This window comes from Pseudomonas morbosilactucae, assembly GCF_023241715.1.
In the GTDB taxonomy this organism is placed as follows: Bacteria; Pseudomonadota; Gammaproteobacteria; order Pseudomonadales; family Pseudomonadaceae; genus Aquipseudomonas; species Aquipseudomonas morbosilactucae.
The window spans coordinates 52600-66741 of record NZ_JALQCW010000049.1 but is presented as its reverse complement, the minus strand read 5'-3'; the positions used below and the strand labels follow the sequence as shown (position 1 = coordinate 66741).

Annotated in this window: 18 protein-coding genes and 1 pseudogene; 10 read left to right on the top strand and 9 right to left on the bottom strand. The window is 60.1% G+C overall.

All coding sequences use genetic code 11. The annotated features are described in order from the left end of the window. Nucleotides 1-51: 51 nt before the first annotated feature. From M1B34_RS19140 to recX, 5 genes are all read left to right on the top strand, one after another. Nucleotides 52-615, top strand: coding sequence for a glycoside hydrolase family 19 protein (locus tag M1B34_RS19140; protein ID WP_268265956.1), 564 nt, complete (start codon nucleotides 52-54; stop codon nucleotides 613-615). Further along, nucleotides 597-1133: a lysis system spanin subunit gene (locus tag M1B34_RS19135; RefSeq protein WP_268265955.1), complete on the top strand. Its 537-nt coding sequence runs from the start codon at nucleotides 597-599 to the stop codon at nucleotides 1131-1133. Before M1B34_RS19140 ends, M1B34_RS19135 begins: the two co-directional genes overlap by 19 nt. A gap of 81 nt (nucleotides 1134-1214) precedes the next feature. Next, complete coding sequence (locus tag M1B34_RS19130; protein ID WP_123336585.1) at nucleotides 1215-1715, top strand: CinA family protein; 501 nt, start codon at nucleotides 1215-1217, stop codon at nucleotides 1713-1715. 83 nt (nucleotides 1716-1798) lie between these two features. Next, nucleotides 1799-2851, top strand: a complete 1053-nt coding sequence (gene recA, locus M1B34_RS19125) for a recombinase RecA (RefSeq protein WP_123336583.1) — start codon at nucleotides 1799-1801, stop codon at nucleotides 2849-2851. 8 nt (nucleotides 2852-2859) lie between these two features. Further along, nucleotides 2860-3327 (top strand): recombination regulator RecX, encoded by a 468-nt coding sequence (gene recX, locus M1B34_RS19120; RefSeq protein ID WP_268263641.1) that lies wholly within the window; start codon nucleotides 2860-2862, stop codon nucleotides 3325-3327. 46 nt (nucleotides 3328-3373) lie between these two features. On the opposite strand, the gene M1B34_RS19115 is transcribed toward recX, so the two are convergent. After that, entirely contained in the window at nucleotides 3374-4492 is a 1119-nt protein-coding gene (locus tag M1B34_RS19115) for an LOG family protein (RefSeq protein WP_268265954.1), read from the bottom strand. 492 nt (nucleotides 4493-4984) lie between these two features. Here M1B34_RS19115 and M1B34_RS19110 point away from each other — a divergent pair, with 492 nt between their 5' ends. Then, a complete protein-coding gene (locus M1B34_RS19110; RefSeq protein ID WP_268265953.1) occupies nucleotides 4985-5179 on the top strand; it encodes a hypothetical protein in 195 nt (64 codons plus the stop codon). Here the strand turns inward: M1B34_RS19110 and M1B34_RS19105 are convergent, their stop codons facing one another. Further along, nucleotides 5180-5605 carry a quorum-sensing-regulated virulence factor family protein gene (locus M1B34_RS19105; RefSeq protein ID WP_268265952.1) on the bottom strand — a complete coding sequence of 142 codons (426 nt, stop codon included), beginning with the start codon at nucleotides 5603-5605 and terminating at the stop codon, nucleotides 5180-5182. A 190-nt stretch (nucleotides 5606-5795) separates the two neighbouring features. Here M1B34_RS19105 and M1B34_RS19100 point away from each other — a divergent pair. Next, nucleotides 5796-6505, top strand: a pseudogene (locus M1B34_RS19100) (tRNA-uridine aminocarboxypropyltransferase). On the opposite strand, the gene M1B34_RS19095 reads toward M1B34_RS19100, so the two are convergent. Beyond that, on the bottom strand, nucleotides 6489-7400 hold the full coding sequence (locus M1B34_RS19095; protein WP_268265970.1) for a DMT family transporter: 912 nt from the start codon (nucleotides 7398-7400) through the stop codon (nucleotides 6489-6491). The pseudogene M1B34_RS19100 and the gene M1B34_RS19095 sit on opposite strands and share 17 nt — an antisense overlap. Nucleotides 7401-7638: 238 nt before the next feature. On the opposite strand from M1B34_RS19095, the gene erdR reads away from it, so the two are divergent. Continuing rightward, nucleotides 7639-8289 (top strand): response regulator transcription factor ErdR, encoded by a 651-nt coding sequence (gene erdR, locus M1B34_RS19090; protein ID WP_123336576.1) that lies wholly within the window; start codon nucleotides 7639-7641, stop codon nucleotides 8287-8289. A 74-nt stretch (nucleotides 8290-8363) separates the two neighbouring features. After that, nucleotides 8364-8726, top strand: coding sequence for a diacylglycerol kinase (locus tag M1B34_RS19085; RefSeq protein WP_268265951.1), 363 nt, complete (start codon nucleotides 8364-8366; stop codon nucleotides 8724-8726). Here the strand turns inward: M1B34_RS19085 and M1B34_RS19080 are convergent. Continuing rightward, nucleotides 8723-9649, bottom strand: a complete 927-nt coding sequence (locus M1B34_RS19080; RefSeq protein WP_123336574.1) for a LysR family transcriptional regulator — start codon at nucleotides 9647-9649, stop codon at nucleotides 8723-8725. The two genes, M1B34_RS19085 and M1B34_RS19080, sit on opposite strands and share 4 nt — an antisense overlap. Nucleotides 9650-9768: 119 nt before the next feature. Between M1B34_RS19080 and fpr the strand changes: the two genes are divergently transcribed. After that, nucleotides 9769-10548, top strand: a complete 780-nt coding sequence (fpr, locus tag M1B34_RS19075; protein ID WP_019827846.1) for a ferredoxin-NADP reductase — start codon at nucleotides 9769-9771, stop codon at nucleotides 10546-10548. Between the two features lie 68 nt (nucleotides 10549-10616). Here the strand turns inward: fpr and tsaA are convergent, their stop codons facing one another. The 5 genes from tsaA to M1B34_RS19050 form a co-directional block, all read right to left on the bottom strand. Beyond that, nucleotides 10617-11312: a tRNA (N6-threonylcarbamoyladenosine(37)-N6)-methyltransferase TrmO gene (gene tsaA, locus M1B34_RS19070; RefSeq protein ID WP_268265950.1), complete on the bottom strand. Its 696-nt coding sequence runs from the start codon at nucleotides 11310-11312 to the stop codon at nucleotides 10617-10619. Between the two features lie 85 nt (nucleotides 11313-11397). Further along, nucleotides 11398-12168 carry an SDR family oxidoreductase gene (locus M1B34_RS19065; RefSeq protein ID WP_268265949.1) on the bottom strand — a complete coding sequence of 257 codons (771 nt, stop codon included), beginning with the start codon at nucleotides 12166-12168 and terminating at the stop codon, nucleotides 11398-11400. 146 nt (nucleotides 12169-12314) lie between these two features. Continuing rightward, nucleotides 12315-12782 carry a YehS family protein gene (locus tag M1B34_RS19060; RefSeq protein WP_123336571.1) on the bottom strand — a complete coding sequence of 156 codons (468 nt, stop codon included), beginning with the start codon at nucleotides 12780-12782 and terminating at the stop codon, nucleotides 12315-12317. 64 nt (nucleotides 12783-12846) lie between these two features. Continuing rightward, complete coding sequence (locus M1B34_RS19055) at nucleotides 12847-13557, bottom strand: rRNA pseudouridine synthase (protein ID WP_123336570.1); 711 nt, start codon at nucleotides 13555-13557, stop codon at nucleotides 12847-12849. Between the two features lie 82 nt (nucleotides 13558-13639). After that, nucleotides 13640-14113 (bottom strand): GNAT family N-acetyltransferase, encoded by a 474-nt coding sequence (locus M1B34_RS19050; protein ID WP_268265948.1) that lies wholly within the window; start codon nucleotides 14111-14113, stop codon nucleotides 13640-13642. Between the last annotated feature and the right edge of the window lie 29 nt (nucleotides 14114-14142).

Here is a 14142-nt window from a genome sequence, read left to right as displayed (position 1 = left end):
ACGCCCCGCACCGTCGGGGCGTTTTCTTTCCTGGCTTCCGAGTCCCAACCTATGCAGATCACCGAGCAACACCTGCAACAGATCATGCCCAACGCCCGCCGCCAAGCGGGCGTTTTTGTTTCCGTGCTGAATGCGGCCATGGCCCATCGAGAGATCACCACGCCAAAACGCCAGGCGGCGTTTCTGGCGCAGATCGGTCATGAGTCCGGTCAGCTGCAATACGTACGCGAACTGGGCAGTGAGCAGTACCTGAGTAAATACGACACCGGCACTCTGGCCGCACGCCTGGGCAATACCCCGGAGGCCGATGGCGATGGCCAGCGCTTTCGCGGCCGCGGCCTGATCCAGATCACGGGGCGCAGCAACTATCGCCAATGCAGCCTTGGGCTGTTTGGCGATGAGCGTCTGCTGGAACTGCCGGAGCTGCTGGAGCAAGCACAATGGGCCGCCGAGTCGGCGGCCTGGTTCTGGGAGCGCGGCGGGCTCAATGCCCTGGCCGATCGCGATGAGTTCAACAGCATTACCCGTCGGATCAATGGCGGGTTGAACGGGTTGCAGGATCGCCTGCAGCTCTGGGCCAGGGCGAGGGCGGTGCTATGCCAGCCTTCGGCCTGATCCCGGGTTCCTGGCGAGTGGTTGCGGTCGTGGTGTTGCTGGCCTTGGTGGCGGGCGGCGCTTCGGCCCTGACCTGGCAGATTCTCGATGGGCGCTACGCTCGCCGGCTGTCAGAGCAGGCCCGGTTGCACAGTGAAGCCTTGAACCAAGCCACCCTGGCGGCCGCTGCCCAGCAGCGTGCCGAGCAGGCCAAACACCTGGCGCTGGAGCAGCGACTTCAAGCCAATGACCATGCTTATTACCGAGCCTTGAGCGATGCACAACGTGATCAAGGTCGCCTGCGCGACCGCCTTGCCACTGCTGATCTGCGCTTGTCAGTCCTCCTCGATAGCACCGATGCCGCCGTCGCTGGTCCAGTGCCTGCCGCCTCCGCCGGCACCGGCCTGGTTCATGGAGGCGCACGAGCCCGACTTGACCCGGCGCATGCTCAACGAATTGTCGCCATCACCGACGCCGGTGACCGCGGATTGATTGCGTTGCAGGCATGCCAGGCGTATGTCAGGGCCATCACGCGTTAATCTTTTGATCCGATCGCTGCCTTGCAAGCCTCGGTTGCTCGTGTACGGTAAGCCTCACGCCCGTCCCATCAGGAGAGCACCGTGAAAGAAATTACCCAGCTTGCCGCTGAACTTGGCCGGCGTTTACAGGTTCTGAATGCCCACGTCACCACGGCGGAGTCCTGCACCGGAGGCGGTATTGCCGAGGCGATCACCCGGATTCCGGGAAGTTCGGCCTGGTTCGAGGCTGGCTACGTTACCTATTCCAACCGCCAGAAAACCCAGCAGTTGAATGTACCGAGCGAGTTCTTCACGTCAGTGGGGGCGGTCAGTCGTGAGGTGGTGGAGGCGATGGTGCGCGGTGCCCAGGAGAAAAGCCTGGCGCATTTCGCCGTGGCGGTCAGTGGCGTGGCCGGGCCGGACGGTGGTTCACCACAGAAACCGGTGGGTACGGTCTGGCTCGCCTGGGGCGCTGGCGAGACGCTGGTCAGTGAGTGCCGGTTCTTCCCGGGGAATCGGGATGAAGTCCGCCGACAAACGGTGAAGGCCGCCCTAGAGGGCTTGCTGCAACATGCAGCGGCAGAAATCGCAAATCAGGGGTAGGCGATCTTCGAGCGCTGTGGAATAATACTGGCTACTTATACAGGTGTTGGCCGTCAGGCCTTATTGATTACGTGAGGACTTTAATGGACGACAACAAGAAGAAAGCCTTGGCTGCGGCCCTGGGTCAGATCGAACGTCAATTCGGCAAGGGTGCCGTAATGCGTATGGGCGATCAGGACCGTCAGGCGATCCCGGCTATTTCCACTGGCTCTCTGGGTCTGGACATTGCGCTCGGCATTGGCGGTCTGCCAAAAGGCCGTATCGTTGAAATCTACGGTCCTGAATCTTCCGGTAAAACCACCCTGACCTTGTCGGTCATTGCCCAGGCACAAAAAGCCGGCGCTACCTGCGCCTTCGTTGACGCCGAGCACGCACTGGACCCGGAATACGCCGGCAAGCTGGGGGTCAACGTTGATGACCTGCTGGTTTCGCAGCCAGACACTGGCGAACAAGCCCTGGAAATCACCGACATGCTGGTGCGTTCCAACGCGGTCGACGTGATCATCGTCGACTCCGTGGCAGCCCTGGTGCCAAAGGCCGAGATCGAAGGCGAGATGGGCGACATGCACGTGGGTCTGCAAGCCCGTCTGATGTCCCAGGCGCTGCGTAAAATCACCGGTAACATCAAGAACGCCAATTGCCTGGTGATCTTCATCAACCAGATCCGGATGAAGATCGGCGTGATGTTCGGCAGCCCGGAAACCACCACCGGTGGTAACGCGCTGAAGTTCTACGCTTCGGTCCGCCTGGACATCCGTCGTACTGGCGCGGTGAAAGATGGCGATGAAGTCGTAGGCAGTGAAACCCGCGTCAAGGTTGTGAAGAACAAGGTAGCTTCGCCGTTCCGTCAGGCCGAGTTCCAGATTCTTTACGGCAAGGGTATCTACCTCAATGGCGAGATGATCGACCTGGGCGTGTTGCACGGTTTTGTCGAGAAGTCCGGTGCCTGGTATGCCTACAACGGCAACAAGATCGGCCAGGGCAAGGCCAACTCGGCCAAGTTCCTGCAAGACAATCCGGACATCGCAGCAGCTCTTGAGAAGCAGATCCGCGACAAGCTGCTGACTCCGACTCCGGATGTCAAAGCTTCGCTGGCCAAAGAAAGCGTTGATGACCTGGCCGACGCTGATATCTGATTGATCCGATGACCGCCGTACTCGATACCCTCGTCGCTGTGCGGCGAACCGCAATGGACCTGCTCGCGCGACGCGAGCACGGTCGAGTCGAGCTGACGCGTAAACTGCGTCAGCGCGGCGCCCCTCCTGAAATGATCGAAACAGCGCTCGACCGCTTGACGGAAGACGGGCTGTTGTCCGAATCGCGTTACCTCGAAAGCTTTGTTTCCTACCGTGCCCGATCCGGCTACGGCCCTATGCGTATTCGTGAAGAGCTGAGCCAGCGTGGCTTGCAGCGTGGCGATATTGACCTCGCCCTGCGTGAGTGCGGTATTGACTGGCAGGAGCAATTGCAGGATGTCTGGCAGCGAAAATTCGCCGGACACTTGCCGATCGACGCTCGTGAGCGTGCCAAGCAAGGCCGCTTCCTGAGTTATCGGGGTTATTCCATGGACATGATCGGCCGCTTGTTGAGCGGCCGAAGTGTGGACGATTGATGGGCTGATAGGCCCGCAGTCTGAATGGCGGGCCGGTGTCTGTTGATCAAGTGGCCTTGATCGGTTCTCGTGCCGGTTGTTGGGCCCGGGTCTGAGTTTTAGCCCAGTTTTCCGGCAGGTTGATGAAGTCGATCAGTTCACGCAGACGGCCGTTGTTGCGGGCGTTGAAGGTGAACGACAATCGTGCCAGGTGACTGAATTGCACGTCGTCCTGTTCCTCGCCACTGTAGGCATGTTGATGAAAATGATCGCTCAGGCATAGGTCGGCGAAGGCCGCTTGCATGTGTTGCAGCGCCTGCTCGCTCAACGTGTGATTCATGCGAATCACGAACTGATGCTTCAGCCAGCGGCTGGAGTGGAAGTTGCTGTAGAACTGGTTGATTTCTGCCACGGCCTCTTCGGTGCTGTGCACCAGGCGCACCAGTTTCATGTCGGCCGGCAGGATGTAGTGGTTGGCTTCCAGTTGATTCTGGATAAAGTCCAGGGCGCCTTGCCAGAACTGGCCGCCCGGGGCGTCCAGCAGCACCACCGGCACCAAAGGGCTCTTGCCCGTCTGAATCAATGTCAGTACTTCCAGCGCTTCGTCCAGGGTGCCAAAACCACCGGGGCAGAGCACCAGGGCGTCGGCTTCTTTGACAAAGAACAGCTTGCGGGTAAAAAAGAAGTGGAATGACAGCAGGTTGTCCGTGCCGTCTACCGTGGAGTTCGCGTGCTGCTCAAAGGGTAGGGTGATGTTGAACCCCAGGCTATGCCCAAGGCCGGCACCTTCATGGGCTGCGGCCATGATGCCGCCACCGGCACCAGTGATCACCATCAGGTCGGAGCGAGCCAGGGCGGCCCCTAGTTCCCGTGCCATGCCATAGAGCGGGTGTTCAACCGGCGTGCGCGCCGAGCCGAAGACCGTCACTTTGCGTCGGCCCTTGAATTGCTCAAGCACGCGAAAGGCGTGTTCCAACTCGCGCAGGGCCTGCAGGGTGATTTTTGCGTTCCAGCGGTTGAGGTCATCCTGGGCCATGCGCAGGACGGTGAGGATCATGTCGCGATAAAGAGGAATATTAGGACTGTTGGGAGCAATCAGGTTGAGTTGCTCTTCGACCTTGTTTGTCAGGTCGCCACCGTTGTTCTGAAAATGATGACTGAGGAGGTCATTCGGTTGGTAAGGCATTCAGCTTCTCCTTCTGCATAGAACCTCAGGCCCGGCCGAGGTATTCAGCCGCTCCACGACACTGCTTGTGTCGCTGCCAGCCCAGGCGCACGCCTGACTGGTTCACCTGACTCGATGGCGCTATGAAACATCACGCCACTGATCGAGTCACTCATACAGGTTCTATTTTTCCTTGATGTTAGACAGTATTCGCACTGCAAGACTCGGGTGGGCGACCCCTCCTGATCGGCCCTGAAACGCCAACGTAGTGACTGGCAAACCTGGGCAATGATGCCCCGGCAGTGACTTGATCATGTGCCCATAAAGTCTTGCCTGGCAACCGCTTGTTGCTGCTTTGCCAGAGGCTTTTGCCGCTGGTCAGAAGGCACTCTAACCGCTTCCGGCTCTGATTTACTAAGGTACAGCGCCCACAAGACATCTCGGCGTCAGGAGCAGACGCAAGGGGCTGATGATGCTGATCGGCGTGCACAAGCGAGGGCAGGGAGGCGGTGAATGAACCAGGTCATTCTGGAAATCGATGCGCAGCTGTATCAGCTGTTGCAAGCGGCGGCGGCCAACAATCACTTGAGTTTCGAGGATGAATGCCGGCGCCGGCTGGAGGGGGAGGAGCGTCGCTCGCGGTATTTGCAAGCCTTGCTGGCCGAGCTGCGGGCCGAGGACCTGCAGCGGCGCGCAGCCCAGGAGTGATTACTTCTTCTTGGTGCTGCTCGGGGCCGGGCAATCGGACTCCTTGAAGCTTGCCGAGGCCACCGGGCGATTGGTGCGGTTCTCGGTGAATTCGTAACGCATGATCGCGCCCTTGGCCATCAGCTTGCGGTAGTTCGGGTTACGGCAAACGCTGGCGCCCAATTGCAGGTAAACGGCCTTGGGGTTGGCGCGCATTTTCTCGGCGTGTTCGGCCTGGACGCTGAGGTGGTTGATCAGCTCTTTACCTTCGACGGTGTAACCCTGGTCAAGGATGTTTTCGTTGATCTCTCGGGGTGTACCGACGTTACTCTCCGCCGCGACCTTCTCCAGCATTTTGCCGAGTTCGAAATCTTGCAAAGACGCAGCCTGGGCGCTGAAGGGCAACGCCAGCAGAAGGGCGACGGTAGGAACGATAAAGCGCAGCATGAAACTCTCCTGGTGCAGTGACTGATGCTTCGACCAGCCACTCCTCTGTGCGTTCAGTGGCGGCGAATTATAGGGGAGTGGGAGTCCGGCGGTACAGGTTTGCTCAGATAGCTCTGATAAACTTGCGCGACTTTTTACCCTGCCGAGTGCCCTTCGTGTCGATTTCCCCCCTTTGTCGGTGCCGCGTGCGATGAGCCACGCTGTTTCCCGTTTGCGCGCCCAGCGCCTGGCTCGCGCCGTCAAACCCTTTGTTGCACGTGGCTCGCGAGCGAACGTTGCCCGGGGTGTCGGGTCATTCCCAGCCATTGCATGTGTGCCTGGCGGCCCAACGTCGCCGCCCGATCCGCCATGTGCCTGGTGATGCATGATGTCGAGCCGCTGAAACCCAGTAATACGGGTTGGCTGATTGCCGATGTGATCAGCGACACCAGCGCTTTTCCCTGGTCACGGACGGAGGTCGATCCAGCGCTTTTGGCCTTGATTGCCGATCCGCAGTGGCAGCCTTACATCGTCTTTCCGGGAGAGTTCGTGGCACCGGAGCGGGTAGTCACCGAGGTGCGTCTGGAGGAAGGCAAGCGTCCGCTGTTTATCCTGCTGGACGCCACCTGGAGTGAAGCCCGCAAGATGTTTCGCAAGAGCCCTTATCTGGAGCACTTGCCGGTGTTGAGCCTGGAGCCTGAGCAGTTATCGCGCTACAAACTGCGTCGTTCCAAGCGTGACGATCATTTCTGCACCGCCGAGGTGGCGGCGCTGTGCCTGGAGCTGGCGGACGATCAGCCGGCCAGCCAAGTGCTGGATGCGTACCTGGATGTCTTCAGTACCCATTACCTGTCGGCCAAGTTCCAACGCTCGATTGACCCGGATGACGAGGCCCACGAGCGCCTCAAGCCCTTTCTGTAGCCGGCGCGGAATACGGCTCTGGTTTTCTTGGCCAGAGCTGGGCCACCAGCATGCCGCTTAGCATCAGCGCGCAGCCAATGTAACCGCGCATTTGCAGTGACTCACCCAGAAGCCAGGCGCCGGCGATTGCGGCGAACACGGCCTCCAAGGACAGAATGATTGCTGCGTGAGAGGCGATCGCATGTTTTTGCGCGACGACTTGCAAGGTGTAGCCGATGCCGACGGCGACGATGCCACCGTAGAGAATGGCCGGACCTGCGGCGATGATTGCGGACCATTGGATCGGCTCCAGGCACAGTGCCAGCAGCAAGCTGATCACCGAACAGGTGATGAATTGCAGGAAAGCCAGGCGAATCGCGTCGTGACGGCTGGCGAAAATCCCCACCAGCACCACATGCCCGCCCCAGACAAAGGCGCCAATCAGTTGCAGCCAATCACCAGAAGCCACCTGGAAGCTGTCGCTGACGCTGAGCAGGAACATGCCGAACACGGCCAGCACGGCGCCGAACCAAGTGCCCAGGCCGGTCTTTTGCCCGATCAGCAGTCCCATCAGGGGCACTACAATGACGTAGAGCCCGGTAATGAATCCGGCATTGGTGACGCTGGTGAACATCAGTCCGACTTGTTGCAGGTTGATCCCCAGGGCCAGCGCGAGCCCCATGAGGCCGCCACCCAACAGCAGGCCTCGGGTCATGAAGGGTTCTGCGGCCGCTCCCGAATCATGGCGTCGGAGCACCAAGGGCAACAGGCACAGCGAGCCGAGCGCAAAGCGCAAGCCGGAGTAAAGGAAGGGGCCGATATGGTCCATGCCGGAGGCTTGTGCCACAAACCCCGAGCCCCAGATCATGGCGGTGATCAGCATCAGAACATCGGCACGCAGGGCTTGGCTTCGCATGATGGCACTCTTATTAGTTAGCCGGCTAAGGTGCCGCAAAGCATCGAACTTGACCACCCCGGCTACGCTGGGCATGCTTGGCGCCGGTTAGGGCGCGACCGAAGTTTGAAACGCCGCTGTACCGGACTCTTTGGCGTTGATCGTGCTCTTTAAGGTGCCGCACTTTGCCGGTTACCTGTGTTGCTTGGGTGAGGACTGAATGCATCGGTCCCGCCATAAAAACAGGATCATTTGAAAAATGGCCACATACGAAATCCTGATTGCCGATGACCACCCTTTGTTTCGCAGTGCATTGCATCAGGCTGTCACGTTGGGCCTGGGGCCGGATGTACGTCTGGTGGAGGTGGCGAGCATCGCCGAGCTGGAAACCCGTCTCGATGAAAAAGCCGACTGGGACCTGGTGCTGCTGGACTTGAACATGCCGGGTGCTTACGGTTTTTCCGGGTTGGTGCTGCTGCGCGGTCAATACCCGCAGATTCCGGTGGTGATGGTCTCGGCTCAGGAAGAAGCGTCGGTCATGGTGCGTTCTCGTGAGTTTGGTGCCAGTGGCTTCATTCCCAAGTCCAGCTCCCTGGAAGTCATTCAGAAAGCCGTGCGCAGTGTGTTGGATGGCGATGTCTGGTGGCCGCCGCAAGCCTTCGAGCAGGTCAGTGTGTCCGCTGAGGCCAAGGCCGCCAGTGAAGGCCTCGCCAGCCTGACGCCCCAGCAGTTCAGGGTGCTGACCATGGTTTGTGAGGGCTTGCTCAACAAGCAGATCGCTTATGAATTGAGTGTCTCGGAAGCGACCATCAAGGCTCATGTGACGGCCATCTTCCGCAAACTCGGGGTGCGTACCCGTACGCAGGCGGCGTTGTTGCTGCAACAACTTGAGTCAATTTCCAGCCATTAACGGGCTGTTTCTTCACGCTTTTTTGACTTTTGTTGAACTAGTTTCCTTACTTCTTTTTTCAGTTGCCTACTTATATGTCGCCTTTCAAGGGTCAAACCGGTCTTAAACGTATCCTCAATGCTTCGGGCTACTCGTTCGATGGTTTGCGCGCAGCCTTCACGGGCGAGGCGGCCTTCCGCCAACTGGTGCTGCTCAATGTGGTCCTGATTCCCGTGGCGTTCTGGCTCAATGTCAGCCGCGTCGAGCGGGCCCTGTTGATTGCTGTTTGCCTGCTGGCGTTGATCGTCGAGTTGCTGAACTCGGCAGTGGAAGCGGCCATCGACCGGATCTCCCTGGATCGCCACCCGCTGTCCAAGAACGCCAAGGACATGGGCAGCGCGGCGCAGTTCGTGGCCTTGAGCATGATCGCCTTGGTCTGGGCGGTGATTCTGATCTAGGGAATGCTCGGCAGGACGATTTCGTCACTGCGCTGCACGCCGGCGGTGAACGACCGGCAGAGTTCGAGAAACTCGCGCATCGCTGATGTCTGGTACTTCTGTTTGTGCCAGATGAAGTAGAACTGCCGGGCCAGATCCAGGTCCGGGGTTTCCACCGCCACCAGGCTGCCGCGACGGAACGCGTCGCGCAGCGCCAGTCTTGAAATACAGCCAATCCCCAATCCCGACTCCACCGCACGCTTGATGGCCTCGGTGTGTTCCAGCTCCAGGCGAATGTTCAGCGCGCTGCGGTGATGACGCATGGCCTGGTCGAAGGTCAGGCGGGTGCCCGAGCCTTGTTCGCGCAGGATCCAGGCTTCGTGGGTCAACTCTTCCATGCTGGCCTGGCCGCGTTGGGCCAGGGGATGCTGGGGTGCGCAGAACACCACCAGTTCGTCCTCGACCCAGGTCTGCACTTCGATGTCCGGGTGGCTGCAGTCGCCTTCGATCAGACCCAGATCAATTTCGTAATGGGCCACTTGCTGCACGATGTGCGCGGTGTTTTGCACATGCAGCTTCACCTGGCTTTCCGGATGGCGCTGCATGAAGCTGCCGATCAGCAAGGTGGCCAGGTAGTTGCCGATGGTCAGGGTGGCGCCGACCGACAGCGAACCAAAGCCGGATTTACCGTTGAGCAGGTCTTCGATCTCTTTGGCCTGGTCCAGCAACGCCACCGCCTGGGGCAGTAACTGTTTGCCCAGGGCATTGAGGCTCAGGCGTTTGCCGGCACGATCGAACAGTTGGCAACTGGATTGCCGTTCGAGTTCGGTGATCGAGGTGCTCGCCGCCGATTGGGAAAGGGCCAGCAGGCCGGCAGCACGAGAGACACTCTCTTGCTGGGCGACGGCGACGAAGACTTGCAGTTGACGGAGAGTAAATCGCATATCGATATAACCGATAACCCTTATCTTAATAATCCAGTTAACAGATATTGTCGCCGCCATTAGAATGCTGTGCAATTGCGCTCATGGTCAGCGCAGGCAATTTCTAGGAGCCCCCGTACATGAGCAACATGAACCACGAGCGTGTCCTCAGTGTTCATCACTGGAACGACACTCTGTTCAGCTTCAAGTGCACCCGCGATCCGGGTCTGCGCTTCGAGAACGGTCAGTTCGTGATGATCGGCCTGCAACAGCCTAACGGCCGCCCGCTTATGCGCGCTTACTCCATTGCCAGCCCGAACTGGGAAGAGCATCTGGAGTTCTTCAGCATCAAGGTTCCTGATGGTCCGCTGACGTCGCAATTGCAGCACCTTAAGGAAGGCGACGAGATCATCATCAGCAAAAAGCCTACCGGCACCCTGGTGCTGGATGACTTGAAGCCGGGTAAACACCTGTACCTGCTCAGCACCGGCACTGGCCTGGCGCCGTTTATGAGCGTGATCCAGGATCCGGAAACCTACGAGCGTTTCGAGAAAGTGATCCTGTGCCACGGCGTGCGTTACGTCAACGAAGTCGCTTACCGCGAGTTCATCACCGAGCACCTGCCGCAGAACGAGTTCTTCGGCGAAGCGCTGCGTGAGAAGTTGATCTACTACCCAACCGTGACCCGCGAGCCGTTCGAAAACGAAGGCCGCCTGACCGATTTGATGCGCAGCGGCAAGCTGTTCAGCGACATCGGCCTGCCGCCGATCAACCCGCAGGACGACCGCGCCATGCTGTGCGGCAGCCCGAGCATGCTCGACGAGACCAGCGAAGTGCTCAACAGCTTCGGCCTGAAAGTTTCGCCGCGTATGCGCGAGCCGGGTGACTACCTGATCGAGCGTGCGTTCGTCGAGAAGTAAGCACCCCAGCAGCACTGAAAAGCCCGCGTTGCCTGAGAAGGCAGCGCGGGCTTTTTCGTTTCTGCCGGTTATTGCGCTGGAACCACTTCCAATACGCAAATCATCCCGGGTTCCGGGTAATGCCAACGCACATCCACGTCCCAGAACTGCGCACCGTATTCCCGCTCGGGTGCCGGTGTCTGGTACGCCGGACGTGGGTCCTGTGCCAGGCACTGTTCGATCAATGCCACCAATGGCTCGTCAAGGCGCTGAGCGTGGCCTTGTGCCTGTTGCAGCGCCGTCTTCAGCCACTGCACGCCAATCAGCTGCGGCGCAGCGCTGGCGATGCTGTTGGTGGCGGTATCAATGATGTCGGCGTAAGGCACGTAGGGTTTGATGTCGAGGATCGGCGTGCCGTCCAGCAGGTCGATGCCGGAGATCCACAGGCGGTTGGCCTCGACCTTGTCCAGCTTGACCACCGACTGGCCGATGCCATTGGGACGATGGGTGGCGCGAGTGGCGAACACCCCCATGGATTTGTTGCCCCCCAGGCGGGGTGGGCGAACCTTGAGTCGCGGCTTGTCTTCCAGGGCTTGGTGAAACAGAAACAGCAGCCACACATGGCTGACCTGCTCCAGCCCTTGCACGGCATCGCCCTGATCGAAGGGTGCCACCAGCTCCAATACACCACGGGCTGCCGGCGCCAGTTGCGGCTGGCGCGGGATGGCGAACTTCTCCTTGAAGCAGGAACGAACGAAACCGATAGGAGAAACGCTGTAGGTCATGATCTGAGGTCGAGGCCGGAAGGGAGTCGCATGATAACCCGTTCGTCCCCGTAGGATCCGGCTTGCCGGCGAAGCCGAAGCTCCCTTACAGGCTGAATCCACCGTCCAATGGAATGATGTTGCCGGTCATGTAAGCCCCAGCTGTGCTCGCCAGGCTGATGGCCAGGGCGGCCATTTCTTCTTCCCGGCCCCAGCGCTTCATCGGGATCAGCGCCGTGTCCTCGGCCAGTGCCTGCTCGTCGTTGCCGATGTGCTGGGTCATTTTGCTGGGGAAGCGCCCGGGGGCGATCACGTTGACGTTGATGTGCTGGCTGACCAGCTCGCGGGCGAGAATTCGCGACAACTGGTGCAGGGCTGCCTTGCTCGGGCCGTAGGCGTACGCCTGTTCGCCAAAGGAGGCGATGCCCGCCACCGAGCCGATATTGATGATCCGCGCCGGGTTCTGTTCTGAGCCGGCTTTGCGCAGCAGCGGCAGGCATTGCTGGATGCAGGTGAAGACCGAGGTCACGTTCAGTTGCATGACCTTTTCCCAACCCTTGGCCGGGTAGCTTTCCAGCGGGGCTCCCCAGGTGGTGCCGGCGTTGTTCACCAGAATATCCAGCTGGCCGATCTGCTGTTCCAGGCGTGCGACCAACTGTTGCACGCCGTCCTCAGTGGCCAGGTTGGCGGCCAGGCCCTGGCACTGCCCCAGGGCGCTGAGTTCTTCGGCGGTTTGCCGGCAGGCTTCGGCATCCCGGGCACAGACATAGACGCTGGCGCCGGCGTCAACAAAGGCCTTGGCAATCATTTTGCCGATGCCACGAGTGCCGCCGGTCACCAGGGCGGTGCGGCCTTGCATGGAGAAATAAGGGTGCATGGCGAGTCCTGAGGGCTTGGGATCAGTGCATACCCTAGTCGTCAGACGGGTGTAGCGAAGCCACTATTTTTGCAGGGAATACAGCGTCATGCGCAGAGGCGGTGACCGCAGTCGGCCGCCTCTGGAGGAGGGCTCAGAGCAGGTTCTCAGGGACGAACGCGCAGGGTCAGGCCCTTGAGGAAGTTGCGCAGCAACTGGTCGCCGCAAGGACGGTAGTTGGTGTGGCCGAACTTGCGGAACAGGGCGCTCAACTCAGGCTTGGACACCGGGAACTCGGCCGCCTTGAGGATGGCGTGCATGTCGTCTTCCTTGAGTTCGAAGGCCACCCGCAGCTTCTTGAGGATGATGTTGTTGGTCACCGGTACTTCGATCGGTTGCGGCGGACGGCTTTCGTCCTTGCCGCGCTTGAAAATCACCAGGCCATCAAGGAAGTGCGCCATGACCTCGTCCGGGCAGCGGACGAAGCCTTCCTCGTCTTCTTCTTTCTTGTCGAGGTAGGTCACGAGGTCGGCCAGGGTGACGTTCATACCGCCGAGCTTGATGATCTCGACCACTTTCTTGTCGCTGATGTCGAGCATGTAGCGCACGCTGCGCAGTACGTCGTTATGAATCATGGCTTGTGTCCTGATCAATGCGTCTGGAGCGCCGCGCAAGGGGCGCGGCGTCGGAATGGGGGGCTTAGAACTTTTCTTTGGCCGACAGGTAGCGCCACTGGCCCAACGGCACCTTGCCGATGGACACGCCGCCGATACGGATCCGGCGAATGGCTACCACTTTCAGGCCCACGGCTTCGCAGAGTTGGGCGATCACGCCCGGTTGCGGGTTCTTCATGGCGAAGCGCAGGCGATTTTCGTTCTGCCAGCTGGCTTTGACGGCCGGCAATTCCCGGCCTTTGTAGCTCAGGCCGTGGTTCAGGCGATTGAGGCCGTGGGCCACCATCTCGCCGGAAACCTCGATCACGTATTCCTGCTCGATCTTCGCCGAGTCGGCGGTGAGCTTGCGCAGGATCTTCCAGTCCTGGGTGAACACCAGCAGGCCGCTGGCGTTGGCCTGCAGGTCGGCGCTGGCGGTCAGGCGCAGGAAGTGACCCTTGAGCGGACGTTTGCCGTAGCGGTGCTCTTCGGACAAGGAGGCCGCGCCGAGGGATTGCATGGCGCTGTCCAGGTCCTGGCCGGCGGGTACGTTGAGCAGCAGGGTTACGGGCTCCGGCGCGGTGGCCTTGGCCTCCGGGTCGAGCTCGACCTTCTGGTTCTCGACCTTGAATTGCGGCTCGTCGATGACCTCGCCGTCCACGGTGACCCAGCCGCCCTCAATGAACAGCTCAGCCTCCCGGCGGGAACAGCCGACGAGTTCGATGAGGCGTTTGGAGAGACGAATCGGGTCAGTCATGACAGGGGCCGTAACAAAAGTGGGTACGCATTGTACCTGCCTGGCGCCGGTTAATCGCGGGTCCATTTGCAGGCTGTGGCTTTTAGCCGCGTAACGCGTGCAGCGACTGTTGCTTCAAACGCAGATGCAGTAACGGATAGGGTTGCCCCATGCCGTCGTGCTCGGTGCGGCCGATGATCTCGAAACCCTGCTTGAAGTAGAAGCCTACGGCTTGGGGGTTCTGTTCGTTGACGTCGAGCTGGTCGGCATTCAGGTGCTCGATGGCGTACCACAGCAGTTGCCTGCCCAGGCCCTGGCCACGGTGCACCGGATCGATAAACAGCATCTCCACCTTGCCCGCGGCCACCCCGGCAAAACCGGTGATGTGCTGACGCGAATCCCGCGTGCAGATCAGCATCACCGCGTCCAGGTAGCGGGTCAGCACCAGCTTTTTCAAGACCTGGATGTAGCTCTCTGGGAGGAAGTCATGGGTGGCGCGCACCGAGTCTTCCCAGACCTGGGTCAGTTCCGGGTAGTCGGTGTGTCGTGGGGTGTGGATGACCGAATGTGGGCGCATGCCGCCTGCTCCTGATGAAGGGATCGACG